This window comes from Azospirillum largimobile (assembly GCF_977007025.2).
The window spans coordinates 750,651-777,373 of record NZ_CDRMUA020000001.1 but is presented as its reverse complement, the minus strand read 5'-3'; the positions used below and the strand labels follow the sequence as shown (position 1 = coordinate 777,373).

Annotated in this window: 31 protein-coding genes and 1 tRNA gene; 15 read left to right on the top strand and 17 right to left on the bottom strand. The window is 67.6% G+C overall.

Annotated features, from left to right (window positions below; translation table 11 throughout):
• Positions 1 to 71: 71 nt before the first annotated feature.
• Positions 72 to 668: a Uma2 family endonuclease gene (locus ACWPKK_RS03725; protein ID WP_452001124.1), complete on the bottom strand. Its 597-nt coding sequence runs from the start codon at positions 666 to 668 to the stop codon at positions 72 to 74.
• Between the two features lie 92 nt (positions 669 to 760).
• On the bottom strand, positions 761 to 1,225 hold the full coding sequence (locus ACWPKK_RS03720; protein WP_452001123.1) for a GatB/YqeY domain-containing protein: 465 nt from the start codon (positions 1,223 to 1,225) through the stop codon (positions 761 to 763).
• A gap of 365 nt (positions 1,226 to 1,590) precedes the next feature.
• On the opposite strand from ACWPKK_RS03720, the gene carA reads away from it, so the two are divergent.
• From carA to ACWPKK_RS03705, 3 genes are all read left to right on the top strand, one after another.
• Positions 1,591 to 2,763: a glutamine-hydrolyzing carbamoyl-phosphate synthase small subunit gene (carA, locus tag ACWPKK_RS03715; protein WP_452001121.1), complete on the top strand. Its 1,173-nt coding sequence runs from the start codon at positions 1,591 to 1,593 to the stop codon at positions 2,761 to 2,763.
• An 86-nt stretch (positions 2,764 to 2,849) separates the two neighbouring features.
• Complete coding sequence (locus ACWPKK_RS03710; RefSeq protein WP_452001119.1) at positions 2,850 to 3,737, top strand: EamA family transporter; 888 nt, start codon at positions 2,850 to 2,852, stop codon at positions 3,735 to 3,737.
• Positions 3,738 to 3,814: 77 nt separating this feature from the next.
• The gene (locus ACWPKK_RS03705) at positions 3,815 to 4,156 is read left to right on the top strand and encodes an HNH endonuclease (protein ID WP_452001117.1); all 342 of its coding nucleotides are present in this window, start codon (positions 3,815 to 3,817) and stop codon (positions 4,154 to 4,156) included.
• Positions 4,157 to 4,163: 7 nt separating this feature from the next.
• On the opposite strand, the gene ACWPKK_RS03700 is transcribed toward ACWPKK_RS03705, so the two are convergent.
• Positions 4,164 to 4,898 carry a hypothetical protein gene (locus ACWPKK_RS03700; RefSeq protein WP_452001115.1) on the bottom strand — a complete coding sequence of 245 codons (735 nt, stop codon included), beginning with the start codon at positions 4,896 to 4,898 and terminating at the stop codon, positions 4,164 to 4,166.
• A gap of 96 nt (positions 4,899 to 4,994) precedes the next feature.
• Entirely contained in the window at positions 4,995 to 6,239 is a 1,245-nt protein-coding gene (gene serA, locus ACWPKK_RS03695) for a phosphoglycerate dehydrogenase (protein ID WP_452001113.1), read from the bottom strand.
• 218 nt (positions 6,240 to 6,457) lie between these two features.
• Between serA and arsC the strand changes: the two genes are divergently transcribed.
• The 3 genes from arsC to ACWPKK_RS03680 all read left to right on the top strand — a co-directional run bounded on the left by arsC (position 6,458) and on the right by ACWPKK_RS03680 (position 8,843).
• The gene (gene arsC / locus ACWPKK_RS03690) at positions 6,458 to 6,799 is read left to right on the top strand and encodes an arsenate reductase (glutaredoxin) (protein WP_452001111.1); all 342 of its coding nucleotides are present in this window, start codon (positions 6,458 to 6,460) and stop codon (positions 6,797 to 6,799) included.
• A 33-nt stretch (positions 6,800 to 6,832) separates the two neighbouring features.
• The gene (gene prmB, locus ACWPKK_RS03685) at positions 6,833 to 7,765 is read left to right on the top strand and encodes a 50S ribosomal protein L3 N(5)-glutamine methyltransferase (protein WP_452001109.1); all 933 of its coding nucleotides are present in this window, start codon (positions 6,833 to 6,835) and stop codon (positions 7,763 to 7,765) included.
• A gap of 97 nt (positions 7,766 to 7,862) precedes the next feature.
• Positions 7,863 to 8,843 (top strand): alpha/beta fold hydrolase, encoded by a 981-nt coding sequence (locus tag ACWPKK_RS03680; protein WP_452001107.1) that lies wholly within the window; start codon positions 7,863 to 7,865, stop codon positions 8,841 to 8,843.
• Here ACWPKK_RS03680 and ACWPKK_RS03675 read toward each other — a convergent pair.
• The 11 genes from ACWPKK_RS03675 to ACWPKK_RS03625 all read right to left on the bottom strand — a co-directional run bounded on the left by ACWPKK_RS03675 (position 8,834) and on the right by ACWPKK_RS03625 (position 15,904).
• Entirely contained in the window at positions 8,834 to 9,436 is a 603-nt protein-coding gene (locus ACWPKK_RS03675) for an N-acetyltransferase family protein (RefSeq protein WP_452001105.1), read from the bottom strand. The genes ACWPKK_RS03680 and ACWPKK_RS03675 overlap by 10 nt on opposite strands.
• Positions 9,437 to 9,533: 97 nt before the next feature.
• The gene (locus tag ACWPKK_RS03670; protein WP_452001103.1) at positions 9,534 to 9,989 is read right to left on the bottom strand and encodes a MarR family winged helix-turn-helix transcriptional regulator; all 456 of its coding nucleotides are present in this window, start codon (positions 9,987 to 9,989) and stop codon (positions 9,534 to 9,536) included.
• A 156-nt stretch (positions 9,990 to 10,145) separates the two neighbouring features.
• Entirely contained in the window at positions 10,146 to 10,565 is a 420-nt protein-coding gene (locus ACWPKK_RS03665; protein ID WP_149223271.1) for an organic hydroperoxide resistance protein, read from the bottom strand.
• Positions 10,566 to 10,830: 265 nt separating this feature from the next.
• A tRNA-Pro gene (locus tag ACWPKK_RS03660) sits at positions 10,831 to 10,907 on the bottom strand.
• Between the two features lie 94 nt (positions 10,908 to 11,001).
• Positions 11,002 to 11,487 (bottom strand): MerR family transcriptional regulator, encoded by a 486-nt coding sequence (locus ACWPKK_RS03655; RefSeq protein WP_452001101.1) that lies wholly within the window; start codon positions 11,485 to 11,487, stop codon positions 11,002 to 11,004.
• A 118-nt stretch (positions 11,488 to 11,605) separates the two neighbouring features.
• Positions 11,606 to 11,938 carry an integration host factor subunit alpha gene (locus ACWPKK_RS03650; protein ID WP_111065910.1) on the bottom strand — a complete coding sequence of 111 codons (333 nt, stop codon included), beginning with the start codon at positions 11,936 to 11,938 and terminating at the stop codon, positions 11,606 to 11,608.
• A gap of 152 nt (positions 11,939 to 12,090) precedes the next feature.
• On the bottom strand, positions 12,091 to 13,062 hold the full coding sequence (locus ACWPKK_RS03645) for a beta-ketoacyl-ACP synthase III (protein ID WP_452001099.1): 972 nt from the start codon (positions 13,060 to 13,062) through the stop codon (positions 12,091 to 12,093).
• A 3-nt stretch (positions 13,063 to 13,065) separates the two neighbouring features.
• The gene (plsX, locus tag ACWPKK_RS03640) at positions 13,066 to 14,118 is read right to left on the bottom strand and encodes a phosphate acyltransferase PlsX (protein WP_324864540.1); all 1,053 of its coding nucleotides are present in this window, start codon (positions 14,116 to 14,118) and stop codon (positions 13,066 to 13,068) included.
• A gap of 82 nt (positions 14,119 to 14,200) precedes the next feature.
• Positions 14,201 to 14,389, bottom strand: a complete 189-nt coding sequence (gene rpmF, locus ACWPKK_RS03635) for a 50S ribosomal protein L32 (protein WP_111065907.1) — start codon at positions 14,387 to 14,389, stop codon at positions 14,201 to 14,203.
• Between the two features lie 190 nt (positions 14,390 to 14,579).
• Entirely contained in the window at positions 14,580 to 15,167 is a 588-nt protein-coding gene (locus tag ACWPKK_RS03630; protein ID WP_452001097.1) for a YceD family protein, read from the bottom strand.
• A gap of 173 nt (positions 15,168 to 15,340) precedes the next feature.
• Positions 15,341 to 15,904, bottom strand: coding sequence for a ubiquinol-cytochrome C chaperone family protein (locus tag ACWPKK_RS03625; RefSeq protein WP_452001095.1), 564 nt, complete (start codon positions 15,902 to 15,904; stop codon positions 15,341 to 15,343).
• A gap of 147 nt (positions 15,905 to 16,051) precedes the next feature.
• Here ACWPKK_RS03625 and ACWPKK_RS03620 point away from each other — a divergent pair, with 147 nt between their 5' ends.
• The 9 genes from ACWPKK_RS03620 (at position 16,052) to ACWPKK_RS03580 (ending at position 24,753) form a co-directional block, all read left to right on the top strand.
• Positions 16,052 to 16,546, top strand: coding sequence for an outer membrane protein assembly factor BamE (locus ACWPKK_RS03620; RefSeq protein ID WP_452001093.1), 495 nt, complete (start codon positions 16,052 to 16,054; stop codon positions 16,544 to 16,546).
• A 16-nt stretch (positions 16,547 to 16,562) separates the two neighbouring features.
• The gene (ribD, locus tag ACWPKK_RS03615) at positions 16,563 to 17,687 is read left to right on the top strand and encodes a bifunctional diaminohydroxyphosphoribosylaminopyrimidine deaminase/5-amino-6-(5-phosphoribosylamino)uracil reductase RibD (RefSeq protein WP_452001091.1); all 1,125 of its coding nucleotides are present in this window, start codon (positions 16,563 to 16,565) and stop codon (positions 17,685 to 17,687) included.
• Positions 17,688 to 17,789: 102 nt separating this feature from the next.
• The gene (locus ACWPKK_RS03610) at positions 17,790 to 18,377 is read left to right on the top strand and encodes a riboflavin synthase (protein ID WP_324864529.1); all 588 of its coding nucleotides are present in this window, start codon (positions 17,790 to 17,792) and stop codon (positions 18,375 to 18,377) included.
• Positions 18,374 to 19,513 (top strand): 3,4-dihydroxy-2-butanone-4-phosphate synthase, encoded by a 1,140-nt coding sequence (ribB, locus tag ACWPKK_RS03605; protein ID WP_452001089.1) that lies wholly within the window; start codon positions 18,374 to 18,376, stop codon positions 19,511 to 19,513. The genes ACWPKK_RS03610 and ribB overlap by 4 nt, the downstream gene beginning before the upstream one ends.
• A 22-nt stretch (positions 19,514 to 19,535) precedes the next feature.
• The gene (gene ribH, locus ACWPKK_RS03600) at positions 19,536 to 20,000 is read left to right on the top strand and encodes a 6,7-dimethyl-8-ribityllumazine synthase (protein WP_012973639.1); all 465 of its coding nucleotides are present in this window, start codon (positions 19,536 to 19,538) and stop codon (positions 19,998 to 20,000) included.
• 35 nt (positions 20,001 to 20,035) lie between these two features.
• Positions 20,036 to 20,626, top strand: a complete 591-nt coding sequence (gene nusB / locus ACWPKK_RS03595; protein WP_452001086.1) for a transcription antitermination factor NusB — start codon at positions 20,036 to 20,038, stop codon at positions 20,624 to 20,626.
• Positions 20,627 to 20,864: 238 nt separating this feature from the next.
• Positions 20,865 to 21,857 (top strand): thiamine-phosphate kinase, encoded by a 993-nt coding sequence (gene thiL / locus ACWPKK_RS03590; RefSeq protein WP_452001084.1) that lies wholly within the window; start codon positions 20,865 to 20,867, stop codon positions 21,855 to 21,857.
• Positions 21,858 to 21,947: 90 nt separating this feature from the next.
• Positions 21,948 to 22,406 carry a hypothetical protein gene (locus ACWPKK_RS03585; RefSeq protein WP_452001082.1) on the top strand — a complete coding sequence of 153 codons (459 nt, stop codon included), beginning with the start codon at positions 21,948 to 21,950 and terminating at the stop codon, positions 22,404 to 22,406.
• Positions 22,407 to 22,650: 244 nt separating this feature from the next.
• Positions 22,651 to 24,753 (top strand): sodium-translocating pyrophosphatase, encoded by a 2,103-nt coding sequence (locus ACWPKK_RS03580; RefSeq protein ID WP_452001080.1) that lies wholly within the window; start codon positions 22,651 to 22,653, stop codon positions 24,751 to 24,753.
• A gap of 43 nt (positions 24,754 to 24,796) precedes the next feature.
• Here the strand turns inward: ACWPKK_RS03580 and nrdR are convergent, their stop codons facing one another.
• Positions 24,797 to 25,264, bottom strand: a complete 468-nt coding sequence (gene nrdR / locus ACWPKK_RS03575) for a transcriptional regulator NrdR (protein ID WP_149223257.1) — start codon at positions 25,262 to 25,264, stop codon at positions 24,797 to 24,799.
• Positions 25,265 to 25,284: 20 nt separating this feature from the next.
• Complete coding sequence (glyA, locus tag ACWPKK_RS03570) at positions 25,285 to 26,586, bottom strand: serine hydroxymethyltransferase (RefSeq protein ID WP_149223256.1); 1,302 nt, start codon at positions 26,584 to 26,586, stop codon at positions 25,285 to 25,287.
• Positions 26,587 to 26,723 lie beyond the last annotated feature (137 nt).

The following is a 26,723-nucleotide window of genomic DNA, read 5'->3' as shown; positions in this document are numbered from 1 at the left end:
CTATAGCAGAGGCATAGTATGGGAACCAGCACCGCCGGACCCAAGGGGGCAGATGGCGCAGGTGCAATGCGTCAGTCCGGCTGGCGGACAAGATGCGTCCCGGCATAGAGCGCGCGCAGGGGCGCCTGATAGCCGATGCTGTCCAGACTCAGTGCGTCATCCCCGACGATCACCAGCGGGCTTTCCGGCCAGCTTCCATCCGCCTGCCGGCGCAAGAGCTCCGCACCGATGCCGGCAGTCCACAGCACCAGGATCTCGCGGACCGACGGCAGCGTGGTGTAGGTCCAGACATTCTCCCAGGTCTCGGCCTCGTTGCTGGGCGACAGGATTTCGACCAGCAGGACCGGATCGGGCAGTGTGCGCAGCCCCCTTTCATCGGCGGCACAGGTCACGCCCAAATCGGGAATGCGCAGATTGTGGCTGGACCGGACACGCGGCTGAACGCCCGGTGCGGTCACGACATGGCAGCCGGGGGCGCGGTCGGCCAGATAGTTGCCGATCAGGCGGGCGACAGTGCTTTGCAGGATGCCATGGGTGATGCTCGCCGGCGCCATGGCGCGCGGTTCACCGTTCACCAACTCAAAGCGCGTGTCAGTGCCGTCGCCGCTCCAGTCCAGGAACTGGGCGACGGTCATGCCCGAAAAGGTGGATTTGCGGACCGCGACCATTCGACTGTCCTCCTGCCGCCACCCCGATCGCCGAAGAGGCGCCAGACCTCAGACTAGCCTGAGTCGCCCCTCTGCGGCCAGCAACCCTTACTTCACTTCCCCGACAGCCGCGCCTTCACCAGACCGCCGGCCTTGGCGAAGTCCATCTGGCCGGCATGGCGGGCCTTCAGCTCGGCCATCACCTTGCCCATGTCCTTGATGCTGGCGGCGCCAAGCTCGGTGACGATGGCGTCGATGGAGGCGGCGGATTCCTCGTCGCTCATCTGCTTGGGCAGGAAGCGCTCGATGACCGCGATCTCCTCGCGCTCCTGCTGGGCCAACTCCGGACGGTTTCCCTGCTCGTACAGCGCCGCCGACTCGTTGCGCTGCTTAATCAGCGCCTGGAGCATGGACAGGATCTCCGCCTCGTCGATGCCGTCGGTCACGCCGCGCGGGCGGGCGGCGATGTCGCGGTCCTTCAGCCCGGCGAGAATCATGCGGATGGTGGACACCGCGCGCTGGTCCTTCGCGCGCATCGCATCCTTGAGGCTGTCATTGAACTGCGTGCGCAACGTCATGTCCCGTCTTCCTTGGTTCGTCGGGCCGGGATGGAAGGCCCCGGCCGGACAGCCGACTATTCCGAAAAAGGCCGCCGATTTCCATGGCAAAAGCCCCAGCCGGCGAATGGCCGCGCATGAGCCGTCCGACTTTGCCGCCGGTTCAGGGCCGCCTTGCAAAGCTATTGCTGGAAATCCGGCATCCAATCGTCATATAGGATGTCCGGCCCACCCGATCAGCCCACTCGATCCCGCGTCACCGCCCGTACCGGCGGAGGTGGGGTGCGAGCGGTTCCGTGTGCGCGCCCGGCGGGACGCTAGGCCGTCGCCGTTCCGCCGATCACCCGATCCGTCGCCGGCCGCGGTTTTTGGGAAGGTTCACAGGAATGACTCTCGCCACTCCCCCCTCCGACAATGCGGTTCACACCGGCGTGCTTGTTCTGGCCGACGGCACGGTGTTCCGCGGCCGAGGCATCGGCGCCACGGGGGATTCGGTGGGCGAGGTGTGCTTCAACACCTCCATGACCGGCTATCAGGAGATCCTGACCGATCCCAGCTATGCCGGCCAGATCATCACCTTCACCTTCCCGCACATCGGCAACACCGGCGCCAACACCGAAGATATCGAGACGATCACCCCGGCCGCCCGCGGCCTGATCCTGCGCGCCGACATCACCGACCCGTCGAACTGGCGCGCCACCCGCCATTTGGACGACTGGCTGAAGAGCTACGGCCTGGTCGGTCTGGCCGGCGTCGACACCCGCCGCCTGACCCGTCGCATCCGCGACCTGGGCGCGCCCAACGGCGTCGTCGCCCATGCACCGGACGGCAAGTTCGACATCGAGGCGCTGGTCGCCAAGGCCAAGGGCTGGCCGGGGCTGGAGGGCATGGACCTGTCCAAGGACGTGTCCTGCCGCCAGACCTATGACTGGACCGAGGCCGGCTGGACCATCGGCGGCGGCTACGCCACCCAGGACAAGCCGCAGTATCATGTCGTCGCCATCGATTACGGCGCCAAGCGCAACATCCTGCGCTGCCTCGCGGCATCCGGCTGCAAGGTGACGGTGGTGCCGTCGACCGCCACGGTCGAGGATGTGATGCGCCACCAGCCGGACGGTGTCTTCCTGTCCAACGGCCCCGGCGACCCCGCCGCCACCGGCGAGTACGCCGTCCCGACCATCAAGGGCCTGCTCGACACCGGCGTGCCGATGTTCGGCATCTGCCTCGGCCACCAGATGCTGTCGCTGGCGCTGGGCGCCAAGACCACCAAGATGCAGCAGGGCCACCGCGGCGCCAATCACCCGGTCAAGGACCTCGCCTCCGGCCGGGTGGAGATCACCAGCCAGAACCACGGCTTCGTCGTGGTGCCGGAGACTCTGCCGGCCGACGCCGAGGTCACCCATGTCAGCCTGTTCGACGGCACCAACGAGGGCATCCGCCTGAAGGGCAAGCCTGTCTTCTCGGTGCAGTACCACCCGGAAGCCTCGCCCGGCCCGCAGGACAGCCACTATCTGTTCGACCGCTTCGTCCAGCTGATCGCCGAGAAAAAGGCGGCCTGACGGTCGAGCGGAACCAACCCGCTGAAGAGGGCGTCCCGGTGGGGCGCCCTTTTTGTTGACGCCCCTCTTTTTGGGAACGCCGGATCATGGCCCGGTCCACCGACCTGCTGCTGACCGCCATCGCTCCGGCGATCTGGGGCAGCACCTACATCGTCACCACCGAACTGCTGCCGCAGGGCTACCCGATGACGGTCGCGCTGCTGCGTGCCCTGCCGGCCGGGCTTCTGTTGCTGCTGCTGGTCCGCCGGCTGCCCTGGGGATGCTGGTGGGGACGCTCGCTGGTGCTGGGGGCGCTGAACTTCTCCTTCTTCTGGGCGATGCTGTTCGTGTCGGCCTACCGCCTGCCCGGCGGCGTCGCCGCCACGGTGGGAGCGGTGCAGCCGCTGATCGTCATCGCGCTGTCGCGCCCACTGCTGGGCACCCCGATCCGCCCGCTGGCGGTCGCAGCCGCCATGGCCGGCATCGGCGGGGTGGCCCTGCTGGTCCTGAAGCCCAGCGCCACTCTGGACGGGATCGGCGTGCTCGCGGCGCTGGCCGGCGCCGGGTCGATGGCCGCGGGCACGGTGCTGAGCCGGCGCTGGCTCCCGCCGGTGTCGCCGCTGACCTTCACCGCCTGGCAGCTGACCGCGGGCGGGGTGCTGCTGGTGCCGGTGGCGCTGCTGCTCGAACCCGCGCTGCCGCTGCCGACGACGGCCAACCTGTTGGGCTTCGTTTATCTCGGCCTGATCGGCGCGGCGCTGACCTACATCCTGTGGTTCCGCGGCCTGTCGCGGCTGGAGCCGTCCGCGGTGGCGCCGCTGGGTTTCCTCAGCCCGGTCACGGCGGTGGTGCTGGGCTGGGCGCTGCTCGGCCAATCGCTGACCGGATATCAGATTGCCGGGATCGCACTGGCGCTCGGCAGCGTCTGGGTCGGCCAGCGGGCGCAGGCCGCACCGGCAGCGCCAGTCGATGCAACGGCGGACGCGCGGAGTTGAAGGCGGGCTTTCCGGGGTGGCGGGATCGCGCCATATCATCGAGGCCCCCGGCACGCCCGCCCCCTGCCCCGGACTCCATGCGCCGACTGCCGCCCCCGCCGATCGCCATCCCCGCCGCCCCACAGGAGGAGCATCCCGCCTGCCCGCTCTGCGGTCGGCCGATGGTTCCCGGCGCAAGCCTGAACGAACACCATCTGGTCCCGCGCACCTATGGCGGCCGGGACACCGTGACGATGCACCGCATCTGCCACGCCAAGATCCACGCGGTGCTGACCGAGCAGCAACTGCGCGACCATTACCACGAGATCGAGGCGCTGCGCGGCCATCCCGACATCGCCGCCTTCATCCGCTGGGTGCGGCGCAAGCCGCCGGAGTTCACCGACGGTCACGCAACCGACCGGCGGCGGCGCAAGCGCTGACAGTGGTTTACCCCCGGCGGACGGTCTGGCGCTGGGCGGGTTTCGGCAGATAATTGCGGGCCTCGCCGTTGCAGACGCGGCTGACCCGCTCATACTCCTCCACCGTATCGACCTGCGCCTGCCGGCGGTCGCGCTCGCGCCCGAACTCCTGCATGATCCGCCGCATCGCCGATTCGAGCGGCCGGCGGATCGCCGCCATCGCCTGGGCCTGACTGCGCGAGCGCACCGGCGCCATGCCCTCCAGCACCTGGTCCAGCCGGATGCGGATCATCGGCATCATCTCGCGCAGCAACGCCTCGTCCACCGCGACATGGCGCATCTCATGGGCCAGCACCTCGCCATGCAGGCAGGAGTTCACCGGGATTTCGCTGGCGACATGGACGATGCGCTGCTGGAAGCCAAAGCTTATGGTCACCGTGCTGGCCGATGCGCAATAGGTGCCGTCGCTCATGGTCCTGAACAGGGCGGAGACCTGCGACTGCTCGCCATAGCGGGCCAGGGTCAGCCCCAGCACATGGCCATCGGCACTCCCGGCCGGTCCCGGCGTGCGTCCCGGCAGCCGGGTGAGTTGCGCGACCGTTCGCCCGTCGTCACGCTGGATCGGCGCCAGCACGGTGTCGAACACGAGCTTGGTCGGCGGAAACCCGCTGCAGCCGTTGGACTGCGCCGCAGCCGGCGAGGCGGCCGGCAGGGTGGCGAGCAGCATGCCCGAAAGGAAGAGGAACAGGAGGCGAACGGTCATCCCGATACAGATATCAGGAAACCGTCCGCCGACAAGAGACATGGAGTGGAAGATCGGGGTGCCGTCGAAGGATCTTCGCCGGCAGCCCCAAACCCCTCACTGATGCGCCGGGAACAGGAAACGCGCCTTCAGGGTGCCTTCGATGGCGCGCAGGTCGTTGACGACCTCCATCTCCTCCACGTCGCCGTTCACGTCGACCACCACATAGCCCAGCTCCGGATCGGTCTGGAGATACTGGGCGGCGATGTTCAGGTCGCGGCCGGAGAACACCTCGTTCACCTTGCGCAGGATGCCCGGACGGTTCTCGTGGACGTGCAGGAAGCGGGTGCAGCCGGCCTGAACCGGCAGTGCCACCTGCGGGAAGTTGACCGCGCCGACGGTGGAGCCGTTGTCCGAATACTCGAGCAGCTTCTGCGCCACCTCGGTGCCGATGTTGGCCTGCGCCTCCATGGTCGAACCGCCGATGTGCGGAGTCAGGATGGCGGTCTTGATGCCGCGCAGCGCGCTCTGGAACTCTTCCTTGTCCGAACCGGGCTCGACCGGGAAGACGTCGATGGCGGCACCGATGATGTGGCCGCTGTTCATCGCGGCGGCCAGCGCCTCGATGTCCACCACTTGGCCGCGGGCGGCGTTGATCAGGTGGCTGCCCTTCTTCATCGTCGCCAGTTCACGCTCGCCGATCATGTCGCGGGTCTGCGGGGTGTCCGGCACATGCAGGGTCACCACGTCGGAGACCGACAGCAGTTCCTCCAGCGAGTCGCAGGCGCGCGCGTTGCCGAGCGCCAGCTTGCGCACGACGTCGTAGAAGCGGACCTGCATGCCCATCGCCTCGGCCAGGATCGACACCTGGGTGCCGATATGGCCGTAGCCGACGATGCCCAGCGTCTTGCCGCGGATCTCGTAGGAGTCCTTGGCCGACTTCATCCAACCGCCGCCATGGACCAGCTGCGACTTCTCGAAGATGCCGCGCATCAGCATGATGATCTCGCCGATCACCAGCTCCGCCACCGACCGGGTGTTGGAATAGGGGGCGTTGAACACCGGGATGCCGGTGCGGCGCGCCGCCTTCAGATCGACCTGGTTGGTGCCGATGCAGAAACAGCCGACGGTGATCAGCTTGTTGGCCGCCTCGAACACCTTGGCGGTCAGGTGGGTGCGCGACCGGATGCCGAGGATGTGGACGGACCCGATGCGCTCCAGCAGCTCATCCTCGTCCAGGGCGCGCGGCAGCCGCTCGACAGAGGCATAGCCGCCGCGGGCCAGCTCGTCGATGGCGTTGTCGTGGACACCTTCCAGAAGAAGGATGTTGATCTTGTCCTTGGAGAGCGAGAGCTTGGTCACGGCCGGCTTCCGTATCTGGGCATCGGGACTGATCGGCAGCCCGCCTGCCGGAAACGGCGCGATGGGCCACGGAAAAGCGAGCGCGCAAAATAATACCAAAGGCAGCCCTTGTCACCTGACGGATGTTGCGCCGCCACAGAGCTTTCCGCATGCCGGATTGGCGCGGGACGCGGGTTGGGTGTATCAGTCGGACCGACCTTCCAATTTGGAAACCCGCCATGAGCGACGTGACGATCTACCACAATCCGCGCTGCAGCAAGTCGCGCGAGACGCTGGAACTCCTGCGCTCCCGCGGCGTCGAGCCGGCGGTGATCGAGTATCTGAAGACCCCGCCCTCCCTGGCGGAACTGTCGGCCATCCTCGCCAAGCTGGGCAAGGGTCCGCGCGACATCACCCGCGCCAAGGAGGCGGCGGAGGCCGGAATCGCCAAAGACCTCGACGGTGAGGCGCTGGTCGCCGCCCTGTCCGCCAATCCGTCCGCCATCGAACGCCCCATCGTGGTGAAGGGCGACCGCGCCCGCGTCGGCCGGCCGCCGGAATCGGTGCTGGACCTCCTCTGACCCTTTCCCGTCCCTGACCGGAGCCTTCCGCCCGTGACTGCCAAGCACACCGCCGCCGCCGCCGCCGCCGAGCTGTCGACCATCCGCGATTTCCTGCGCTACGGCGTCAGCCGCTTCAACGAGGCCGACCTCGATTACGGCCACGGCACCACCACGGCCTTCGACGAGGCGGTGTTCCTGGTGCTGGAGTCCCTGCACCTGCCGGTCGACCAGCTCGACCCCTATCTCGACTCCCGCCTGACCGCGGCGGAGCGTGAGGCGGTGGCCGGCATCCTCCATGCCCGCATCGACACCCGCAAGCCAGCGCCCTACCTGCTGAACAAGGCCTACATCCAGGGCATCCCCTTCTATGTGGACGAGCGGGTGATCGTCCCGCGCTCCTACATCGGGGAGTTGCTGTTCTCCGACCTGTTCGGCGGCGACGACTTCACGCTGGTGGACGATCCGACCTCGGTGGAGCGGGTGCTGGATCTCTGCACCGGTTCCGGCTGTCTCGCCATCCTGGCGGCGCGCATCTTCCCGGAGGCGCAGGTGGACGCGGTCGACCTGTCGCCCGACGCGCTGGAGGTGGCCAAGCGCAACGTCGCCGACAGCGGGTTCGAGGACCGCATCGCCCTGCATCAGGGCGACCTGTTCGCGCCGCTGAAGACGCGGAAATACGATGTCATCATCACCAACCCGCCCTATGTCGACGCCGAAGCGATGGACGCCCTGCCACCCGAGTTCCGGGCTGAACCGGAGATGGCGCTGGCCGGCGGCGACGACGGGCTGGACATCGTCCGCCGCATCCTGAAGGAAGCGCCCAAGCACCTGACCCCGGAGGGTGGCCTGCTCTGCGAATTCGGCACCGGCCGCGAGATCCTGGAGGCGGAATACCCCCACCTGGACTTCCTGTGGCTGCAGACCGCCAACAGCTTCGGCGAGGTGTTCTGGCTGACGCGGGAGCAGTTGAAGGCGGGGAAGTGAGGGGCTAACGTCCTCACAGCCGGGAACCCTTCCCCCCGCCCCCGGTTGTCCTCTCGACTATGCTGCATCGCAGCAGCCGCTTGAGAGGACGACCACCATGACCGACCACCAATCCACCATCTTCAAGACCCTCGGCATCACCGCGCTTGCCTTGGGTGGGCTGGCCGTCGCCAACACGCTGGCGGCCCGCGCGGCGGAGCGGCGCTATCCGCCCGAAGGCCGCTTCGTGACCGTCGACGGCGTCCGGCTGCATTACATGGAAGCCGGCGAGGGTCCGCCGGTCGTGTTGCTGCACGGCAATGTCTCCGCTCTCGGCGATTCGCTGGCGAGCGGGCTGTTCGACCGGCTGGCGCGCAATCACCGGGTGATCGCCTTCGACCGTCCCGGCATGGGCCACAGCGACCGTCCCCGCGATCGCGCCTGGACCCCCGAGGATCAGGCGGACCTGCTGGCCAAGGCCTTCGCGATCCTGGGCATCGAAAACGCAGTGGTCGCCGGCCATTCCTATGCCACCCTGATCGGGCTGGCCCTGGCGCTCGACCATCCGCGGACGGTGAAGGGGCTGGCGCTGATCTCCGGCTATTACTTCCCGACCAAGCGGGTGGACGCGGTGATGGTGGCGCCGGTTGCAGCCCCGGTGCTGGGCGACCTGCTGCGCTACACCGTGTCGCCGCCCTTCTCCAAGGCGGTGATGCCGGCGATGCTGAAGACCCTGTTCTCGCCCCGGCCGGTGCCCGACCATCTGACGGAGACCTTCCCCGTCGCCCTGACCACCCGCCCCGGCCAGCTGCGCGCCAACGCCCAGGACGGCGTCACCCTGGCACCGGGCGCCGACCGGCTGCAGCACCGCTATGCCGACGTGACGGTCCCGGTGGCGATCTTCGCCGGCCACGAGGACCGCATCGTTTCACAGGAGGAACAGAGCGGCCGCCTGCATCATGTCCTGCCGAACAGCACCCTGCATTGGGTGCCGGACTGCGGACATATGGTGCATTACGCCGCCCCCGATCTGGTGGTGCGCCGTATCGACGAGTTGTCGGCCGAAAGCGTACCGCTGCGCGTCGCCGCTCAGAGATAGCGCCGCATCAGGATGCTGCCGCCCTGGTGCGGCAGGCGGGGGTGCCAGGGGATGTCGGCGCGGCCGATCTCCTCGAACCCCTCGCCGGCATAAAGACGGCGGGCCGGATCGTTGTCGGCCCAGACATGCAGGGTGACGCGGTCGAACCCGCCGGTCCGCGCCCGCTCGTAGAACCAGCCGAGCAGCCGCCCGGCGATGCCGTGGCGGCGCTGCGCCGGATCGACCGCCAGGGCCGACAGGAAATAGCTGCCCCAGTCCAGCGTTTCGGAGAATGCGGCCATGTGGGCGATCCGGTCGGGCGGCAGGCCGCTGTAATCCTCCGTCCGGATCCAGTCGGTGGGATAGCCGTGGGCGACGCCGACGACCCGGCCATCCAGTTCGGCGACCCCGCTCTGCCGATGCGACAGCGAACCGCTGCGCCCGGCAAGGCCCGGCATCAGCATTTCCGCCGCCGTCAGCCCCGGCATCAGCCCGTCCAGCAGAAAGCCGTAGACCCCGCCGCCGGCAATATCGATCAGCCGGGCGAGGCCCGGTGCGTCGTCGGCATCGGCCGCACGGATGCGGAGACGGTCGTGAATGATGTGAGAAGTCACGGCAGGCACCTTCCTTCCGGGGAGCGGCCGGATAGGAAAGGCCGTCCTGCCGCCGATTTCCAGTCCCTTTCGAGGGCGCCGGTTCGAGGGCGCCGGTTCAGTTGTGGTCAGCGGCCCGATTGAGATCGTCGCGAAGTTTCAGCAACGCCTCGCGCAGGGAGGTCAATTCCGCAACCGAACATCCGGCGGCGGCAGCGATGTGGGTCGGCAGGCATTCGGCCTTGCCGCGCAACGCCGCGCCGTCGGGGGTCAGGCGAATGCGGACAAGCCGTTCGTCCTGAGGATCGCGGGCGCGGGTGACCAGCCCCTGCCCTTCCATCCGCTTCAGCAGCGGGGTAAGCGTGCCGCTGTCCAGCCCCAGCCTTTCCCCCAGCGCCTTCATCGACTGCCCGTCCTCCTCCCACAGCAGCAACATCGCCAGATATTGCGGGTAGGTCAGTCCGAGCGACTCCAGCAGCGGACGATAGACACGGGTCATCGCCAGATTCGCCGAGTAGAGGGCGAAACAGGCTTGGTTGGACAGCAGAAGCGGATCGTTCCTGTCGGCAGTCATGGCTTTGCGGAACCTTCAAAACGGCGCGAACCGCCGTGCTGCAACGCGCCGGTCGATCATGCGTTCGGCACAATCGCGCGCAACAGCCCGGCGGCGCAATCCTGAAGACGTTTCGCTTCAGGCGATCACCCTATGAAACGACCTTGGGCAAGCGCCTCAGGCAACGGTCGTGGTGACCGGGATGTTGCCCTTGGTGGCATGGCTGTACGGGCAGACCTTGTGCGCGCGGGCCAGCAGATCCTCGGCGGCGGCCTTGTCCATGCCCGGCAGCGACACGACGAAGTCCACCGTCAGGCCGAAGCCCTCGCCATCGTCGCGGGCGCCGATGCCGACCGTGGCGGTCACCGACAGGTCGGCCGGAACGGCGATCTTGTCGCGGTTTCCGACGAACTTGATGGCGCCGATGAAGCAGGCGGAATAGCCGGCGGCGAACAGCTGCTCGGGGTTGGTGGCCCCGCCCTGCCCGCCCAACTCCTTCGGCGCGGCCAGCGCGACCGACAGCAGGCCATCCTCGCTGACGGCCTTGCCGTCGCGGCCACCGGTGGCGGACACCTTCGTCGAATACAGGGTCTTCATGGTGCGCTCTCCTTAATGGATATCGGGGTTTGGTTGGCGGAGCGGCAGGAAGCACCGCCGCTGGTGATCTCGTGGGTCTGAATATCGCTCACAATTAGATTGTGCGCAATGTATTTGATTATGCGCGATGAGATTGTGCGCAATGCTTCCTGCGCATGGCGCCCCGCGCCGGCACCACCGCTCGGCTCTGAATACGGGCCTAATCGAGCGCAATAAAAAAGCCCCGAAGTCCAAGGACTTCGAGGCTTCTTTCACCTTCCGGAACTGGTCGGAGCGACAGGATTCGAACCTGCGACCCCCAGACCCCCAGTCTGATGCGCTACCAGGCTGCGCTACGCTCCGTCAACTTCACCGCAGTGCTTGCGGCTTGGCTCCGGAAGGGAACGGGACTATAGCCGCGGACTTTTGCCGATGCAACATCTCCCGTGATGCTTTTTCAGCTTTTTTTGTCCCCGATTTCGGACAGGCGCGACAGAACCGACCGCAGCGATTTCAGCTCGTCCACCACCATGGTGATCTCGTGCCGCAGGGCGGCGGACAAAGGCGGCTGCGCCCCATAGTCCGGCCCGTCATCCAGGCCACCGTCCTCCATACCGTCATCCAACGTCTCCCCGCCCATCGGTCCGCCGCCGGAGTCGCCGGGTTCATCGGCATCCTCGGGCAACGGCGGCGTGGGGTCGGACATGCGCCCTTCCTTCAGCAGGCGCTGCACGCCCTTGATGGTATAGCGGTCCTCATACAGCAGCGCCTGGATGCGGCGCAGAAGCTCCACATCCTCCGGCCGGTAATAGCGCCGGCCTCCGCCGCGCTTCAGCGGGCGGATCTGGGGGAACTTCGTCTCCCAGAACCGCAGCACATGCTGAGGCACGTTCAGGTCGGTCGACACCTCGCTGATGGTGCGATAGGCCGTGGCGGACTTCATGGCAGGATCAGGCCGCCGCCCGGCAGTGGCCGGATGCGACGATCCGCGGACAGGCACGGCACGGCGTTGGACGGGGTGCCCATTCCACTGAAAGCGGCGTCATAACAGACGGCCGGCGTCAGGAGAGAGCCCGCGCGGGCGTCGGCGCCCCACCCTCCTGGACATCGTTGATGCGGTTCTTCAGCACATGGCTGGCACGGAAGACCAGCACCCGCCGCGGCAGGATCGGCACTTCTTCGCCGGTCTTCGGGTTCCGGCCGACCCGCTCACCCTTCTGGCGAACCTGGAAACTGCCGAAGGAGGAAATCTTCACCATCTCCCCCCGGGCGAGCGCGTCGGAAATCTCGTCCAGGACGGTTTCGACCAGATCGGCCGATTCGTTGCGCGAAAGACCGACTTCCTGGTAGACGGCCTCGCTCAATTGGGCGCGCGTGACGGTGTTCTGAGACATGGTTCGACCTCCCCCGCAACCATTGCGAAGACGGTAATCCGGGGAAAGAAGGTCCGTCAATTCAAAAGCTTGGCAGCCGCATACAGCCCGGCCGAAGCCGGGCCGGGCGTGCGGTGCAGCATTGAAGCAGGCGCGGAAAAAGGAGGGGCCGCTTACCAGCGGATCAGCGCCGAACCCCAGGTCAGGCCGCCGCCGATGGCTTCCATCAAGATCAGGTCGCCGCGCTTGACCCGGCCGTCGGCCACCGCCTCGCCCAGCGCCAGCGGGATCGACGCAGCCGACGTGTTGCCGTGGCGGTCCACCGTCAGCACGACCTTTTCCGGCGACAGCTTCATCTTGCGGGCCAGCCCGTCGATGATGCGCCGGTTCGCCTGATGCGGAACCATCCAATCGATGTCGGTGGACTCCAGACCGTTGGCAACCAAAGCCTCCTCCACCACCGCCGACAACTTGGAGACGGCGTGGCGGAAGATCTCCTGCCCGTGCATGCGGACATGGCCGATGGTGCCGGTCGAGGACGCGCCGCCATCGACATAGAGCAGGTCGTACTGGCTGCCGTCGGAATGCAGATGGGTGGACAGCACGCCGCGATCCGTCGAATCGCCCTTGGCCTCATAGGCCTCAAGCACGATGGCGCCGGCGCCGTCGCCAAACAGCACGCAGGTGGTGCGGTCGTTCCAGTCCAGCAGACGGGAGAAGGTCTCCGCCCCGATCACCAGGGCGCGGCGCGCCTGACCGTTGCGCAGGAAATTGTCGGCGACCGACATGGCATAGACGAACCCGGCGCAGACCGCCTGGATGTCCATGGCGAAGCCCTTGGTCCCCAGCGCCGCCTGCACCTTGGTCGCCGTTGCCGGGAAGGTGTTGTCCGGTGTGGTGGTGGCCAAGATGATGCAGTCGATGCTATCGCCCGGCACGCCGGCATGCTCAAGGGCGCGAGTCGCCGCGGCGATGGCGAGATCGGAGGTCTTCTCCCCCTCCGCGGCGATGTGGCGGGACTTGATGCCGGTGCGCTGGACGATCCACTCGTCCGTCGTGTCGACCCGCTGTTCCAGATCCTGGTTGGTGACGACGTTGGCCGGCAGGAAGATACCGCAACCAAGAACTCGGGAACGCATGACCATGGTTCAGCCCGCCGCCGCCTTCGTGTCGGGAAGAGGGTTCGCGTCGGCAATGCGCCCCATCTCTTCCTTGATGCGCTCGTTGAAACCGTGAGTCGCCAGATTGATGGCGACCGCGACGGCATTGGCGAATCCGACCGGGTCGGTGCCGCCATGGCTCTTCACGCAGACGCCGCGCAGGCCCAGGAACATCGCGCCGTTGTAGCGCCGCGGATCGATCCGCTCGCGGAAGCGCTTGAAGGCGCCGCGTGCCAGCAGATAGCCGATCCGTGCCAGGAAGGACGTCGCGAAGGTGCGGCGCAAAAACTCGGAGAAGAGCTTGGCCGTCCCCTCCGCCGTCTTCAGCGCGACATTGCCGGTGAAGCCATCGGTGACGATGACGTCCACCGTGCCCAGCCCGATGTCGGTGCCTTCGACGAAGCCGTGGAAGCGGCCGGGCAGCGGCATGTCGCGCAGGCTCGCCGCCGCGGCACGCACCACCTCGTTGCCCTTCATGTCTTCCGAGCCGATGTTCAGCACGCCGATCGACGGCTCCGGCAGACCCAGGATGGCGCGCGCGAAGACGGCCCCCATCACGGCGAACTGGACGAGGTTTTCCGGCTGGCATTCGGCGTTGGCGCCGAGGTCCAGCATCACGCTCTCGCCCCGTTGCGTCGGGAAGAAGGAAGCCATCGCCGGCCGGTCGATGCCCGGCAGCGTCTTCAACACGAACTTCGCCATCGCCATCAGGGCGCCGGTGTTGCCGGCCGAGACCACGCAGGCGGCCTCGCCCGACGCCACGGCGTCGATGGCAAGCCTCATGCTGGACTGGCGTCCGGCGCGCAGGGCCACTGCGGGCTTGGCGTCCCCGGCCACGAAGTCGGCGGTATGGCGGATCTCCGCCACCGCCTTCAACGCGGGCCGCTGGCTCAGCAGCGGCTCGATCCGATCCCGGTCGCCATACAGCAGAAAACGCACATCGGGATGGCGCTCCCGCGCGATGTCCGCCCCGGCAATGACCATGTCGGGACCGAGATCGCCACCCATGGCATCCAGGGCGATGGTCAGGCGCTGGCTCACCGCGAACAGGCTCCCCGGCTAGGACCCCGGCAGGGGCGAAGTACGCCCCTGATCATCGGGACCTCAGACAACGCGATCGGGATCAAGCGGCCGCGGTGCCGCTCTGAACCACTTCGCGCTGGTCGTACTGGCCGCAAGACCCGCAGACGTGGTGCGGACGCTTCAGCTCACCGCAGCTCGGGCACTCGTTGTAGGCCGAGGTCGGCAGAGCGTGGTGCGAACGCCGCATGTTGCGCCGCGACTTGGAGGTCTTCTTCTTCGGAACAGCCATGACCGTAAACTCTCTTCATTGGAAAGGGCGGCCCGAACAGGGGCCGCCCAGCGCGAGCGGCATTCAATAAGGCAAATGCCCCCAAAGGGCAAGCCCGAACAACCCCCATTTCGCAACCCCGCGCCGCTCATTGGAGGGGGTGGAAATGCCGGCCCTTATACAAGGAACCGCGGGGGACGCAAGACCGCAGTCACTTCTGCTGCTTCAATTGCTGCAGAACGGCGAACGGGTTCGGCTTTTCCGGCTCCTCCGCCACCTCTTCTTCGGCAGCCCCGCCTTCATCACCCTCGTCATAGCCCTCGAATTCCACACCCTCGGCATGCGGATAGGGGTCGAGGCCCAGCGACAGGTGCTGCGCGGTCAGTTCGCCAATATCGATTCGGTTGTTGTCCATCGGCTCGGGGATGTCCTCGTCCGACAATGAGGGATCGAAATCGATCTCCAGTCCCAGGTCCTCGACCATCGAGGACGGGGCGAACAGCGCCTCGAAGCTCTCGCTGACATGGGCCGGCACCGGCTCCAGCGTGACAACGCAGGTCTGGACCACGTCGGCCTCCAGCTTGCCGGACACGCGGATCATCTGGCCGCCGCGCACCGCGCGCAGCTTCACCGTGGCGGTCAGGCTGCCGATCGCCTCCAGTTCCAGCCGCTCGGCGAGCGCGCGGCGCTCCGTCTCCGTCGCCTCGATGGTCTCGGTCACGTCGGCGCGGCGCACCGTGTCTGCATTGACGATGCGCGAGAATTCCGGGGCCGGCAGGGCACCGTTCACAGGACTCATGGCGAAAGACTCTCTGATGAAACCAAGGCGGCGGTCGAAACGCGCTGGCGGGAGCAACCGGCACCCACCCGCATCGAGTCACATGCAGCCGCCGGCCGCGAAAGGCAAGCCCTCCGCGATCCCGGCGGCCCATAAGGCGCAGTATACTCAGGCGCAGTATATATAGTGTGCCGTCAGGCGGGCGCAGGGGCGAAGCGCAACTCGCCGCGCATCAGCGACTCCAGCGGCTGGGCATCGAGCGCCGCGGCGCAGGCCCGCACATAGGCGGCCATGGTGGGAAGCGCCCCGTCCGGCACCGGATCCACCGTCCCATAGAGGTTGTTGTCCAGCGCCACTTCCAACCGGCCGTCGTCGGATTCGGCGAGCGCCTCGTCATAGGCGCGGATTCGCCCGGCCATGCCGCGCGCCATCGTCTTCACCCTCCGGGCGATGCCGCTGTCGCCGGCCCCCAGCTCCATGATCGACTTCTCGAAATCGTCGACCATCGTCTCGTAGAGGCGCTGCGACAGTTTGGCCGCCGCCGCTCCCTGCCCCTTCAGCCGGCGCATGACCAGGAACAGGTGCAGCGCCACCATCTCGAACCGGCCGTCCAGAGTGTCCGGCACGCCCAGTGCGGCGTAGAAGCCCGGTTGGCGGGCCTGGGCGACGATGCCGGTGAACAGCCCGCCCACCGCCTCGGCATTGCGCGCGCGCGCGCCGCCCAGGCCATTCAGCAGAGGACCCAGCAGGCGATCCATGAAGCTCTCAGACACGAACGGCAGCCCTTCCCCGATTCGGAGTCTCGTTGACAGGGCGAAGCGCCCGGTGCGATTGTCCCGCCTTAGCGACTATCCGCGCCAGCGGGCAGTCCTATGCCCCGCCGGCTCCATCATAGCCCGAGCACCATGACCAGATCGAACTTTTCCGCCCCGCGCGCCGTCATTCGCACCGCCCTTCTGGGAAGCATCCTGTTCGCCGGCCTCGCCGCGACCGGCTGCTCTCCCGTCGTCGCCACCCGCGGCAACCTGACGGACCCGCAGCTGGTGGCAGAGCTGCAGCCGGGCCAGAGCCGGCGCGACGACGTCGCCGCGGTTCTGGGCACGCCGACCTCGGTGGGCACCTTCGATCAGAATGTCTGGTACTACATCGGCCAGAAGACCGAGAAGACCGCCTTCTTTGAGCCGGAAGTGACGGAGCGTCGCGTCGTCATCGCCCGCTTCGACGATGCCGGCGTCCTGCGCGAGATCAAGACGCTGGACAAGTCGAACGGCCAGGACATCGATCTGGTCGAGCGCTCGACGCCCACTGCCGGCCGCGAGATGGGCTTCCTGGAACAGATGATGGGCAACGTCGGCCGCTTCTCCGCCAAGGACACCAAGGGCAAGGGCCCCGGCAGCTGATCGCCTGACCGTTACCGTGCCCGTTTCATCCGACACCGACCGGCACTTCATGCGCGCCGCCTTGACGCTCGCCGCACGCGGGCTGGGGCGGACCTGGCCGAATCCGGCGGTCGGCTGCGTGCTGGTCCGCGATGGCGCCGTGATCGGCCGCGGCTGGACCCAGCCCGGCGGCCGCCCCCATGCCGAGACGGAGGCGCTGGTCCATGCCCGCATCCTCTCCGGCGGGGCGGAGGGGGCCAACGCCTACGTCACGCTCGAACCCTGCAACCACTACGGCAAGACGCCGCCCTGCGCCCTGGCGCTGGTGGAGGCGAAGGTGGCGCGCGTCGTCGTCGCCTGCCAGGATCCGGATCCGAGGGTTGCCGGCGGCGGGCTGGCCCGCCTGCGCGACGCCGGGATCGAAGTCGTCACCGGCGTCTGCGAGACCGAGGCGCTTGCCCTCAACGAGGGCTTCTTCAACCGCATCACGCTGGGCCGCCCGCTGATCACGCTGAAAGTCGCCAGCACGCTGGACGGCCGCATCGCCACCCGCACCGGCGAGTCGCAATGGATCACCGGCCCCACCGCCCGCGCCTGGGGCCACCGCCTGCGCGCCAGCCATGATGCGATCCTGGTGGGCATCGGCACCGCGTTGGCCGACGATCCCGAACTGACCTGCCGCCTGCCCGGCCTGGAAGACCGCAGCCCGGTGCGCGTGGTGGTCGACAGCAGCCTTCGCCTGCCCCCTGCGGCCAAGCTCGCGACCGGCGCCGGCCGCATCCCGACCTGGGTCGTCACCGGCCCCACCCCCGACTCCGCCCGTCTCGAGGCTCTGACGGCGCTTGGTGTCGAGGTGCTCCCCGTTCCTGCGGGTATGGACGGCCGCGTCGATCCCGCCGCCGCCCTCTCCGCCCTCGCCTCCCGCGGCATCACCCGCGTGCTGGTGGAGGGCGGCGCGGCGATGGCCGGCGCCTTGCTTGGCGCCGATTTGATCGACCGGCTGGAGTGGTTCCGCGCCGCTTCGCTGATCGGCGGCGACGGGTTGCCGGCGGTCGCCGGCTTTGGAATCGATGCGCTGTCGGCGATGACCCGCTTCGAACGCACCGCGGTCCGCAGCGCCGGCGCCGATCTCGCTGAAAGTTATCGCCGCATCGCTTCCTAAGGATCGGTTTGGCCGTCGGTTCAGGCCACGCAACAGACCGTTGCGTTGCTTGCGGTGTCGCGCGCGCTTCCCCTGGCCGTGAAACCTGCTAAATTCGCCGCCATGTTCACCGGAATCATAACCGATGTCGGGCGCGTCCGGGCCGTGGAGCGGCAGGGCGACACCCGGTTCACCATCGAGACCGCCTTCGACACGGAGACGATCGCGATCGGGGCGTCCATCGCCCACAACGGCGTCTGTCTGACGGTCATCGAAAAGGGGCCGGGGACATACGCCATCCAGGCGTCGGGGGAAACCCTGTCGAAGACGACGCTCGGCGGGTGGGAACCCGGCACGCGCGTCAACCTGGAACGCGCGCTGAAGGTCGGCGACGAACTGGGCGGGCACATCGTGTCCGGCCATGTCGACGGCGTCGGCCGGCTGCTGTCGATCCGTCCCGAAGGCGAATCGCTGCGCCTGACCTTCGAGGCGCCGGCCAATCTCGCCAAATACATCGCGCCCAAGGGCTCGGTCGCCATCGACGGCGTGTCGCTGACCGTCAACGAGGTCGACGGCAGCCGCTTCGGCGTCAACATCATCCCCCACACCCAGACCGCCACCACCTTCGGCGGACTGAAGGAGGGCGATGCGGTCAATCTCGAAATCGATATGCTGGCGCGCTATGTCGCCCGGCTCGCGGGGCAGGAATGACGTCCGAGTTTCACCAATACCTGTCGACGGCCGAAGAGATCATCGAAGAGGCGCGTCAGGGCAGGATGTTCATCCTGGTCGACGACGAGGACCGGGAGAACGAGGGCGATCTGGTGATCCCCGCCTCCTGCGCCACGCCGGAAGCGGTGAACTTCATGGCCAAGCATGGCCGCGGCCTGATCTGCCTCACCATGGACCGGCCGAACATCGAGCGGCTGCGCCTGCCGCTGATGGCGCAGCAGAACGCGTCGCGCCACCAGACCGCCTTCACCGTCTCGATCGAGGCGCGCGAGGGGGTGACCACCGGCATCTCCGCCGCCGACCGCGCCCGCACCATCGCGGTCGCCATTGACCCGGCGTCCGGCCCGCAGGACCTTGCCACCCCCGGCCACATCTTCCCGCTGCTGGCGCGTGACGGAGGCGTTCTGGTCCGCGCCGGCCATACCGAGGCGTCGGTCGACATCGCCCGGCTGTCCGGCCATTCCTCGTCGGCGGTGATCTGCGAGATCATGAACGACGACGGCAGCATGGCCCGCCTGCCGGATCTGGTGCAGTTCGCCCAGTTCCACGGGCTGAAGGTGGGCACCATCGCCGACCTGATCGCCTATCGCCGCCGCACCGAGACCATCGTCGAGCAGGTGCTGGCCGGCACGCTGGACAGCCGCTTCGGCGGCCGCTTCCAGTCCTACGTCTACATCAACAAGATCCAGTATGCGGAGCACATCGCGCTGGTGCGCGGCGACATCTCCGGCGACGAGCCGGTGCTGGTGCGCATGCATGCCCAATCGGTGCTGGACGACGTGCTGGGCGACCGCAACTCCGGCCGCGACGCCGACCTCCATGCCTCGATGGAACTGATCGCCAAGGAAGGCCGCGGCGTCGTCGTGCTGCTGCGCGAACCGAACCCGAACGGCCTGTCCACCGTGCTGAAGGCCCGGCTGGAAGGCCAGTCCGGCAGCGCGCCGGAATTGCGCGACTACGGCATCGGCGCGCAGATCCTGCTGGATCTCGGCGTTCGCAAGATGGTGCTGCTGTCCAACCGCAAGAAGCCGATCATCGGGCTGGAGGGCTACGGCCTGACCGTGGTCGGCCACCGCGCCATCACTCCGGGTGCCGCCGACCCCGGCGACGATTGAGCAAGGGGCTGAACGCCGCCGGATGACCGACACGCCCCATATCATGGTCGTGGACGCCCGCGTCCACGAGGACATCGCCGATGAGCTGGCGCGCGGCGCCGTCGCGGAACTCGACCGCGCCGGCGCCACGCACATCCGCTACGGCGTGCCCGGCTGTCTGGAGCTTCCGGCGGCGATCATGTACGCCATCCGCTCCATGGACTTCTTCACCGCCCGCAAGCGTTTCGACGGCTATGTCGCGCTGGGCTGCGTGATCCGGGGCGAGACCACGCGCTACGAAACGATCTGTGCCGAAAGCGCCCGCGGCCTGCAGGATCTTGCCCTGCGCTACAGTCTGGCGGTCGGAAACGGCATCCTGACGGTGGAAAACCGCGAGCAGGCCTGGGCGCGTGCCAATGTCGGATCGGTCAATATGGGGGGCCGCGCCGCACGGGCCTGTCTTGACATGATTGACCTGAAGCGCAAATTCCGCCTCTATCCGCGCTGATCCCGACATCTCCTCTCTTTTAGCGACTGCAGATCATGAGCAACGACGACGCGGGCAGCCCCGTGACACCCGATCACGCCCCCAAGGGCGGCGACTCCAAGGGCAAATCGAAGTCCCGCAAGAACAAGACCGGCGGCGGCTCCGCCAAGGCGCGCCGCAAGGCCGCCCGTCTGGCCGCGGCCCAGGCGCTGTACCAGATCGATCTGGCCCAGGCCCCGGTCGAGAATGTCGTCGGCGAGTTCGTCGCCCACCGGCTGGGCGAGGAGATCGACGGCGACAAGTTCGTTTCCGGCGATCCGCAGCTGTTCGCCGACATCGTCCGCGGCGCGATCCATCGCCGGGCCGAGGTGGACGGGGTGCTGGGCGCCGCGCTCGACCCGCGCTTCCCGCTCGACCGGCTGGAATTGCTGCTGCGTGCCATCCTGCGCGCCGGCGCCTATGAGATCGCGGTCCATATGGACACCCATCCGCGCATCCTCATCAGCGAGTATGTCGACGTCGCCCGCGCCTTCTTCTCCGGCCGCGAGCCGGCGATGGTGAACGGCGTGCTCGACCATGTCGCCCGCGCGCTCCGCGCCGACGACCTCGCCAAGCCCGACCCCGGCCGCGGCACGACCGAGGAGTGAACATGCGCAACCCTCCTCACTTTAGCCTCTCCCCCCCGGGGAGAGGTCGGACGGCGATAGCCGTCCGGGTGAGGGGGGCGGACCCTCGCCCGCTTGCGGGAGAGGGTGGCTGCGCCAGCAGCCGGGTGAGGGAACGCGCGTTTGCTGATTGCAGGTTTCCGGCATACACCACACATTGCATCCCCCTCACCCTGACCCTCTCCCCGGAGGGGAGAGGGGATTTCGGCTGCCCATCGCCATGACCACCCCCACCCTCGGCGAGTTCGGCCGCATCACCCGTTACTTCAAGCCGCTGGCCGCCGGGTTTCCCGGTGCCCGCGGCCTGCGGGACGATGCCGCCGTGTTCGGCGTGCCGGAGGGGCGGGAGCTGGTGGTCACCACCGACGCGATGGTGGCCGGGGTGCATTTCTTTCCCGACGACGCGCCGGCCGACATCGCGGCCAAGCTGATGCGCAGCAACCTGTCCGACCTCGCCGCCATGGGGGCGGAACCGCTGGCCTACACGTTGGTGACCGCCCTGCCCCGCGGCCTGGAGGAATCCTGGCTGGAGGCCTTCGCGGCCGGCCTGGGCGAGGACCAGCGGCAGTTCGGCATCGCGCTGGCCGGCGGCGATTCGGTCTCCACAGCCGGTCCGATCACGCTGTCGGTCACCGCATTCGGGCTGGTTCCCACCGGCCGCGCCCTGCCGCGCTGGGGTGGGCGTCCGGGCGATCGCGTCTTCGTCACCGGCACCATCGGCGACGCAGCCCTGGGGCTGGAGATCGCTTATGGCCGGCTCGACATCCCGGATGAGGAAACCCGCGCCCATCTGCTGCGCCGTATGCGCCGGCCGGACCCCCGCACGACGGTGGGGACGCGCCTGATCGGGCTCGCCAGCGGCGCCATGGACGTATCGGACGGGCTGGTCGCCGACCTCGGCCATCTCTGCGAGGAGTCGGGCTGCGCCGCCCTGCTGCGAGCCGGCACGGTGCCGCTGTCGGACGCGGCGCGTGGCGCCATCGACGGCGATCCCGTCCGGCTGGCGCTCGCCATCACCGGCGGCGACGATTACGAGCTCCTGTTCACCGCTCCGCCGTCGGCCAGCGATGCGCTCGCCGCCCTCGCCGCAGACAGCGGGGTCGCCATCACCGAGATCGGCGAATTCAATCCCGGCCCGCCCGGCGAGGTCACGGTGCTGGACGCCGCCGGAGCCCCCCTGCCGCTGGCCCGCCGCGGCTGGGACCATTTCTGACCGCCTGTTACCCTCCCCGCTTCTTTAAGACAATCGAAAGCATGACCGGCGCAGGGTGCGGCGGTTCGGTGTCTGCGAAGGTGTGCTGCGGTGGTCAAGGCCCTGATCGTTCTCGTCCTGGGCATCGTGCTGCTGGGCGGCGCCAGTTTCGGCGGCTGGTTCGTCTATCAGAAATACTTCACCGAACATCCGGACGCGCCGCCGAAGAAGGTGGAACCGCCGCCGAAGCCGCCCACCGCCTTCGTCCGCTTGGCCCCGCTGGTGGTGCCGATGATCGGCCCATCCCGAGTCGAGCAGTTCGTGACCGTCGTCGTGGCGGTCGAGGTGCTTCTGGACAAGCAGCCAATGGCCCAAGCCAATCAGCCGCGCCTGACCGACGCTTTCCTGACCGCCCTTTACGGGGGCATCGCCGACCAGTCGATCCTCAACGGCGCTTTGGTCAATATTCCTGCCGTAAAGGCCAAATTGGTGGAGGCGGCCGGCAAAGTCATCGGCAAGGACGCCGTTCAGGACGTTCTGGTTCAGGCGGTTACGCAACGTAATCTCTGATCTGCCGCTTATTTGCCTGAAATCCGCGCCTATTGTGCAGTGCAGAAGAACAGGCCGCCCAGCAAAGGCCAGGCCCCCCTACGGCCATTTCGCCGCGTCGCCTCTGACCGGCCGGCGGTTGCAAAGCGGCGGCACCGGGAGCATGCTTTTTCCGGGAATACTTGCGCCCGACTTCTCCCCCATTTGATTACGGATGGGAGACAGCCTTTCCTGGGCGCGTCCTTGAAATCAATCGGGGGATGCGATGGCTTTAGCGTTCATCGTCATCATCGCCGCCGGCCTGCTCGCGCTGGCCTACGGTTTTCGCACCGGAAAAGAAGTCATGGCCGCTTCGCCGGGGTCGGAGCGGATGCAGGCCATCGCCGCAGCGGTGCAGGAAGGGGCGCGTGCCTATCTGAACCGCCAATACACCACCATCGCCATCGCCGGCGCCGTCCTGCTGGTCATCCTGTGGGTGACGCTGGGCTTTCCGGTGGCTTTGGGCTTTTTGATCGGCGCCGTGCTGTCGGGCAGCGCCGGCTATGTCGGCATGAACGTGTCGGTCCGCGCCAACGTCCGCACGGCACAGGCCGCGACCAATGGACTGGCACCGGCGCTGGACATCGCCTTCAAGTCGGGGGCGATCACCGGCATGCTGGTGGTCGGGCTGGGTCTGCTGGGCGTCGGCGGCTATTTCGGCGTCCTGACGTTGATCTACCGGATCAGCGACCCGGTGGAGGTCCGCACGATCCTGGAGGCGCTGGTTGCGCTCAGCTTCGGCGCGTCGCTGATCTCCATCTTCGCGCGGCTGGGCGGCGGCATCTTCACCAAGGGGGCGGACGTCGGCGCCGACCTCGTCGGCAAGGTGGAGGCCGGCATTCCGGAGGATGACCCGCGCAATCCCGCGGTCATCGCGGACAATGTCGGAGACAATGTCGGCGACTGTGCCGGTATGGCCGCCGACCTGTTCGAAACCTACGCCGTCACGATCGTCGCCACCATGTTGTTGGCGGCGATTTTCTTTTCCGGGGACGGGTTGCGGCTGATGCTGATCTATCCGCTGCTGATCTGCGCGGTCTGCATCCTGGCCTCCATTGCCGGCACCTTCGCGGTGAAGCTCGGTGCCGACAACGCCATCATGAAGGCGCTGTACAAGGGGCTGATCGTCGCGGCAGGGCTGTCGCTGGTGCTGATCCTGATCGTCACCGCGATCCTGTTCGGCTTCACCCGCGCCATCCCCATGTCCGACGGCACCGCGATCACCGGCTTCAACCTGTTCGTCTCGGCCCTGGTCGGGCTGGGCGTCACCGGGCTGCTGGTCTGGATCACGGAGTTCTACACCTCCACGGCCTTCCGCCCGGTGCGCAGCGTCGCCAAGGCATCGGAAACCGGGCACGGCACCAATGTCATCCAGGGGCTGGCCGTGTCGATGGAATCGACCGCCCTGCCGGTGATCGTCATCTGTGCCGGCATCCTGATCGCCCATGGTCAGGCCGGCGTCTTCGGCATCGGCATCGCCGCCACGACGATGCTGGCGCTGGCCGGCATGGTGGTCGCACTCGACGCCTATGGCCCTGTCACCGACAATGCCGGCGGCATCGCCGAGATGTCGGACATGCCCGCCAACATCCGCGTCACCACCGACGCACTGGACGCCGTCGGCAACACCACCAAGGCGGTGACCAAGGGCTACGCCATCGGTTCCGCCGGACTGGCGGCGCTGGTCCTGTTCGCGGCCTATGTCCAGGACTTGGGCCATTACTTCCCGAACGTGCCGGTGGAGTTCCGGCTGAACGACCCCTATGTCGTCGTCGGCCTGCTGGTGGGCGGTCTTCTGCCCTACCTGTTCGGCGCCATGGGCATGACCGCCGTCGGCCGCGCCGCCGGGTCGGTGGTGGTGGAGGTGCGCCGCCAGTTCCGCGAGATCCCCGGCATCATGGAGGGCACCGCCAAGCCCGATTACGGCCGGGCGGTGGACATGCTGACCCGTGCGGCGATCAAGGAGATGGTGATCCCCTCGCTGCTGCCGGTGCTGGCCCCCGTGGTTCTGTATTTCGTCATCGCCGCCATCGGCGGTCAGGCGGCGGGATTCGCCTCGCTGGGCGCGATGCTGCTGGGGACCATCGTCACCGGCATCTTCGTCGCCATCTCGATGACGTCCGGCGGCGGCGCCTGGGACAATGCCAAGAAGTACATCGAGGAAGGCAACCACGGCGGCAAGGGCTCCGACGCGCACAAGGCGGCGGTGACCGGCGATACCGTCGGCGACCCCTACAAGGACACCGCCGGCCCGGCGGTGAACCCGATGATCAAGATCACCAACATCGTGGCGATCCTGCTGCTGGCGATCCTGGCGCAGTTCGGGTGAGAAGTCAGGGAGGGGGCAACCGCACGCCCCCTCCCTCGACACCTCACATCCCCGGCGAGGCTTCCGGCGCCAACTGTTCGACGAACTCGTTGAAGTCCGAGGCTTCGCGGAAGTCCTTGTAGACCGAGGCGTAGCGGATGTAGGCGACCTGATCCATCGTCTGCAGCGCCTCCATGATCTTCTCGCCGATCTGCTTCGACGGAATCTCGCTTTCGCCGGAGGACTCCAACTGGCGGACCATGCTGTTCACCACCCGGTCGATACGGTCGGCATCGATCGGGCGCTTGCGCAGCGCGATGCGCATCGACCGCAGGAGCTTCTCGCGGTCGAAGGCTTCGCGCTGGCCATTGCTCTTCACCACCGTCAGTTCGCGCAGCTGGACGCGTTCGAAGGTGGTGAAGCGGGCGCTGCAACTGGGACAGAAGCGCCGCCGGCGGATTGCCGAGTTGTCTTCGGTCGGGCGCGAGTCCTTGACCTGGGTATCCTCGTTTCCGCAGAACGGGCAGCGCATCTGTCGATCACCTTGTCGCGTCAGAGGGTCGGATAGATCGGGAACTGACGGCACAGGCCGCGCACGCGCTCGCGCATCGCCGCTTCCACCGCCGTGTTGTCGCCGGAGTTGCTGGCGGCCAGCCCGTCCAGCGTCTCGACGATCATCTCGCCGACCTGCTTGAACTCGGCGGTGCCGAAACCGCGGGTGGTCGCCGCCGGGCTGCCCAGACGGACGCCGGAGGTGATCATCGGCTTCTGCGGGTCGAAGGGCACGCCGTTCTTGTTGCAGGTCATGCCGGCATGCTCCAGGCTGGCTTCCGCCGCCTTGCCGGTCAGGTTCTTCGGACGCAGGTCGACCAGCACGATGTGGCTGTCGGTGCCGCCCGACACGATGTCCAGCCCGCCGGCGATCAGCGTCTTGGCCAGGATCTGGGCGTTGTCGACCACCGCCTGGGCGTAGGTCTTGAACTCCGGACGCAGCGCCTCGGCGAAGGCCACCGCCTTGGCGGCGATGACATGCATCAGCGGGCCGCCCTGCAGGCCGGGGAACACCGCCGAATTGATCTTCTTGGCGATGTCTTCCTTGTTGGTCAGCACCATGCCGCCACGCGGGCCGCGCAGCGTCTTGTGGGTGGTGGTGGTGACCACGTCGGCGTAGGGGAACGGGTTCGGATAGACGCCGCCGGCGATCAGGCCGGCATAGTGGGCGATGTCCACCATGAAGATGGCGCCGACCTCGTCCGCGATGGCGCGGAAACGCTCATAGTCCAGAACGCGCGGATAGGCGGAGCCGCCGGCGATGATCAGCTTCGGCTTGTGCTCGCGGGCCAGCGCCTCGACCTGGTCGAAGTCGATCAGGTGGTCGTCCTTGCGGACGCCGTACTGCACGGCCTTGAACCACTTGCCCGACATGTTCGGCGCGGCACCGTGGGTCAGGTGGCCGCCGGCGGCCAGCGACATGCCCAGCACGCAGTCGCCCGGCTGCAGCAGGGCCAGCAGCACCGCCTGGTTGGCCTGGGAGCCGGAGTTGGGCTGAACGTTGGCGAACTCGCAGCCGAACAGCTTGCAGGCGCGCTCGATCGCCAGGTTCTCCGCCACGTCGACGAACTCGCAGCCGCCGTAGTAACGCTTGCCCGGATAGCCTTCGGCATACTTGTTGGTCAGGACCGAGCCCTGCGCCTCCAGCACCGCCTGCGAGACGATGTTCTCGGACGCGATCAGTTCGATCTGCTCCTGCTGGCGGACCAGCTCGTCGCGCACCGCGCGGGCCAGTTCGGGATCGGTCTCGGCAAGCGAGGCGGCGAAGAAGCGGCCGATCTCGGCGGTGTTGCTGCTGGTCATGGCGGAAGGTTCCTCATCGCAGGGCATGAAGCGGTCCGGGCGGCCCGGACTGGCGGCTTCCATGCTGGTCGGTCCGGGTTCTGTCGCGCCCCGGTTGCGGGCCTCTGCGGCCGAATGCTGGGCCAGGATAGGGCGGC

Excerpts from the sequence above, each read along its gene's own strand:
- ACWPKK_RS03705 (WP_452001117.1), top strand. The coding sequence starts at position 3,815 with ATGCGCCGACTGCCGCCCCCGCCGATCGCCATCCCCGCCGCCCCACAG.
- ACWPKK_RS03610 (WP_324864529.1), top strand. The coding sequence starts at position 17,790 with ATGTTCACCGGAATCATAACCGATGTCGGGCGCGTCCGGGCCGTGGAG.
- ACWPKK_RS03625 (WP_452001095.1), bottom strand. The coding sequence starts at position 15,904 with ATGGATCGCCTGCTGGGTCCTCTGCTGAATGGCCTGGGCGGCGCGCGC.
- ACWPKK_RS03710 (WP_452001119.1), top strand. The coding sequence starts at position 2,850 with ATGGCCCGGTCCACCGACCTGCTGCTGACCGCCATCGCTCCGGCGATC.
- thiL (WP_452001084.1), top strand. The coding sequence starts at position 20,865 with ATGACCACCCCCACCCTCGGCGAGTTCGGCCGCATCACCCGTTACTTC.
- ACWPKK_RS03700 (WP_452001115.1), bottom strand. The coding sequence starts at position 4,898 with ATGACCGTTCGCCTCCTGTTCCTCTTCCTTTCGGGCATGCTGCTCGCC.
- ribH (WP_012973639.1), top strand. The coding sequence starts at position 19,536 with ATGACCGACACGCCCCATATCATGGTCGTGGACGCCCGCGTCCACGAG.
- ACWPKK_RS03680 (WP_452001107.1), top strand. The coding sequence starts at position 7,863 with ATGACCGACCACCAATCCACCATCTTCAAGACCCTCGGCATCACCGCG.
- arsC (WP_452001111.1), top strand. The coding sequence starts at position 6,458 with ATGAGCGACGTGACGATCTACCACAATCCGCGCTGCAGCAAGTCGCGC.
- ACWPKK_RS03670 (WP_452001103.1), bottom strand. The coding sequence starts at position 9,989 with ATGACTGCCGACAGGAACGATCCGCTTCTGCTGTCCAACCAAGCCTGT.
- nusB (WP_452001086.1), top strand. The coding sequence starts at position 20,036 with ATGAGCAACGACGACGCGGGCAGCCCCGTGACACCCGATCACGCCCCC.
- ACWPKK_RS03720 (WP_452001123.1), bottom strand. The coding sequence starts at position 1,225 with ATGACGTTGCGCACGCAGTTCAATGACAGCCTCAAGGATGCGATGCGC.
- rpmF (WP_111065907.1), bottom strand. The coding sequence starts at position 14,389 with ATGGCTGTTCCGAAGAAGAAGACCTCCAAGTCGCGGCGCAACATGCGG.
- ACWPKK_RS03665 (WP_149223271.1), bottom strand. The coding sequence starts at position 10,565 with ATGAAGACCCTGTATTCGACGAAGGTGTCCGCCACCGGTGGCCGCGAC.
- ACWPKK_RS03650 (WP_111065910.1), bottom strand. The coding sequence starts at position 11,938 with ATGTCTCAGAACACCGTCACGCGCGCCCAATTGAGCGAGGCCGTCTAC.
- ACWPKK_RS03645 (WP_452001099.1), bottom strand. The coding sequence starts at position 13,062 with ATGGTCATGCGTTCCCGAGTTCTTGGTTGCGGTATCTTCCTGCCGGCC.
- ACWPKK_RS03630 (WP_452001097.1), bottom strand. The coding sequence starts at position 15,167 with ATGAGTCCTGTGAACGGTGCCCTGCCGGCCCCGGAATTCTCGCGCATC.
- glyA (WP_149223256.1), bottom strand. The coding sequence starts at position 26,586 with ATGACCAGCAGCAACACCGCCGAGATCGGCCGCTTCTTCGCCGCCTCG.
- ACWPKK_RS03725 (WP_452001124.1), bottom strand. The coding sequence starts at position 668 with ATGGTCGCGGTCCGCAAATCCACCTTTTCGGGCATGACCGTCGCCCAG.
- carA (WP_452001121.1), top strand. The coding sequence starts at position 1,591 with ATGACTCTCGCCACTCCCCCCTCCGACAATGCGGTTCACACCGGCGTG.
- ACWPKK_RS03580 (WP_452001080.1), top strand. The coding sequence starts at position 22,651 with ATGGCTTTAGCGTTCATCGTCATCATCGCCGCCGGCCTGCTCGCGCTG.
- ACWPKK_RS03655 (WP_452001101.1), bottom strand. The coding sequence starts at position 11,487 with ATGAAGTCCGCCACGGCCTATCGCACCATCAGCGAGGTGTCGACCGAC.
- ribB (WP_452001089.1), top strand. The coding sequence starts at position 18,374 with ATGACGTCCGAGTTTCACCAATACCTGTCGACGGCCGAAGAGATCATC.
- ACWPKK_RS03620 (WP_452001093.1), top strand. The coding sequence starts at position 16,052 with ATGACCAGATCGAACTTTTCCGCCCCGCGCGCCGTCATTCGCACCGCC.
- nrdR (WP_149223257.1), bottom strand. The coding sequence starts at position 25,264 with ATGCGCTGCCCGTTCTGCGGAAACGAGGATACCCAGGTCAAGGACTCG.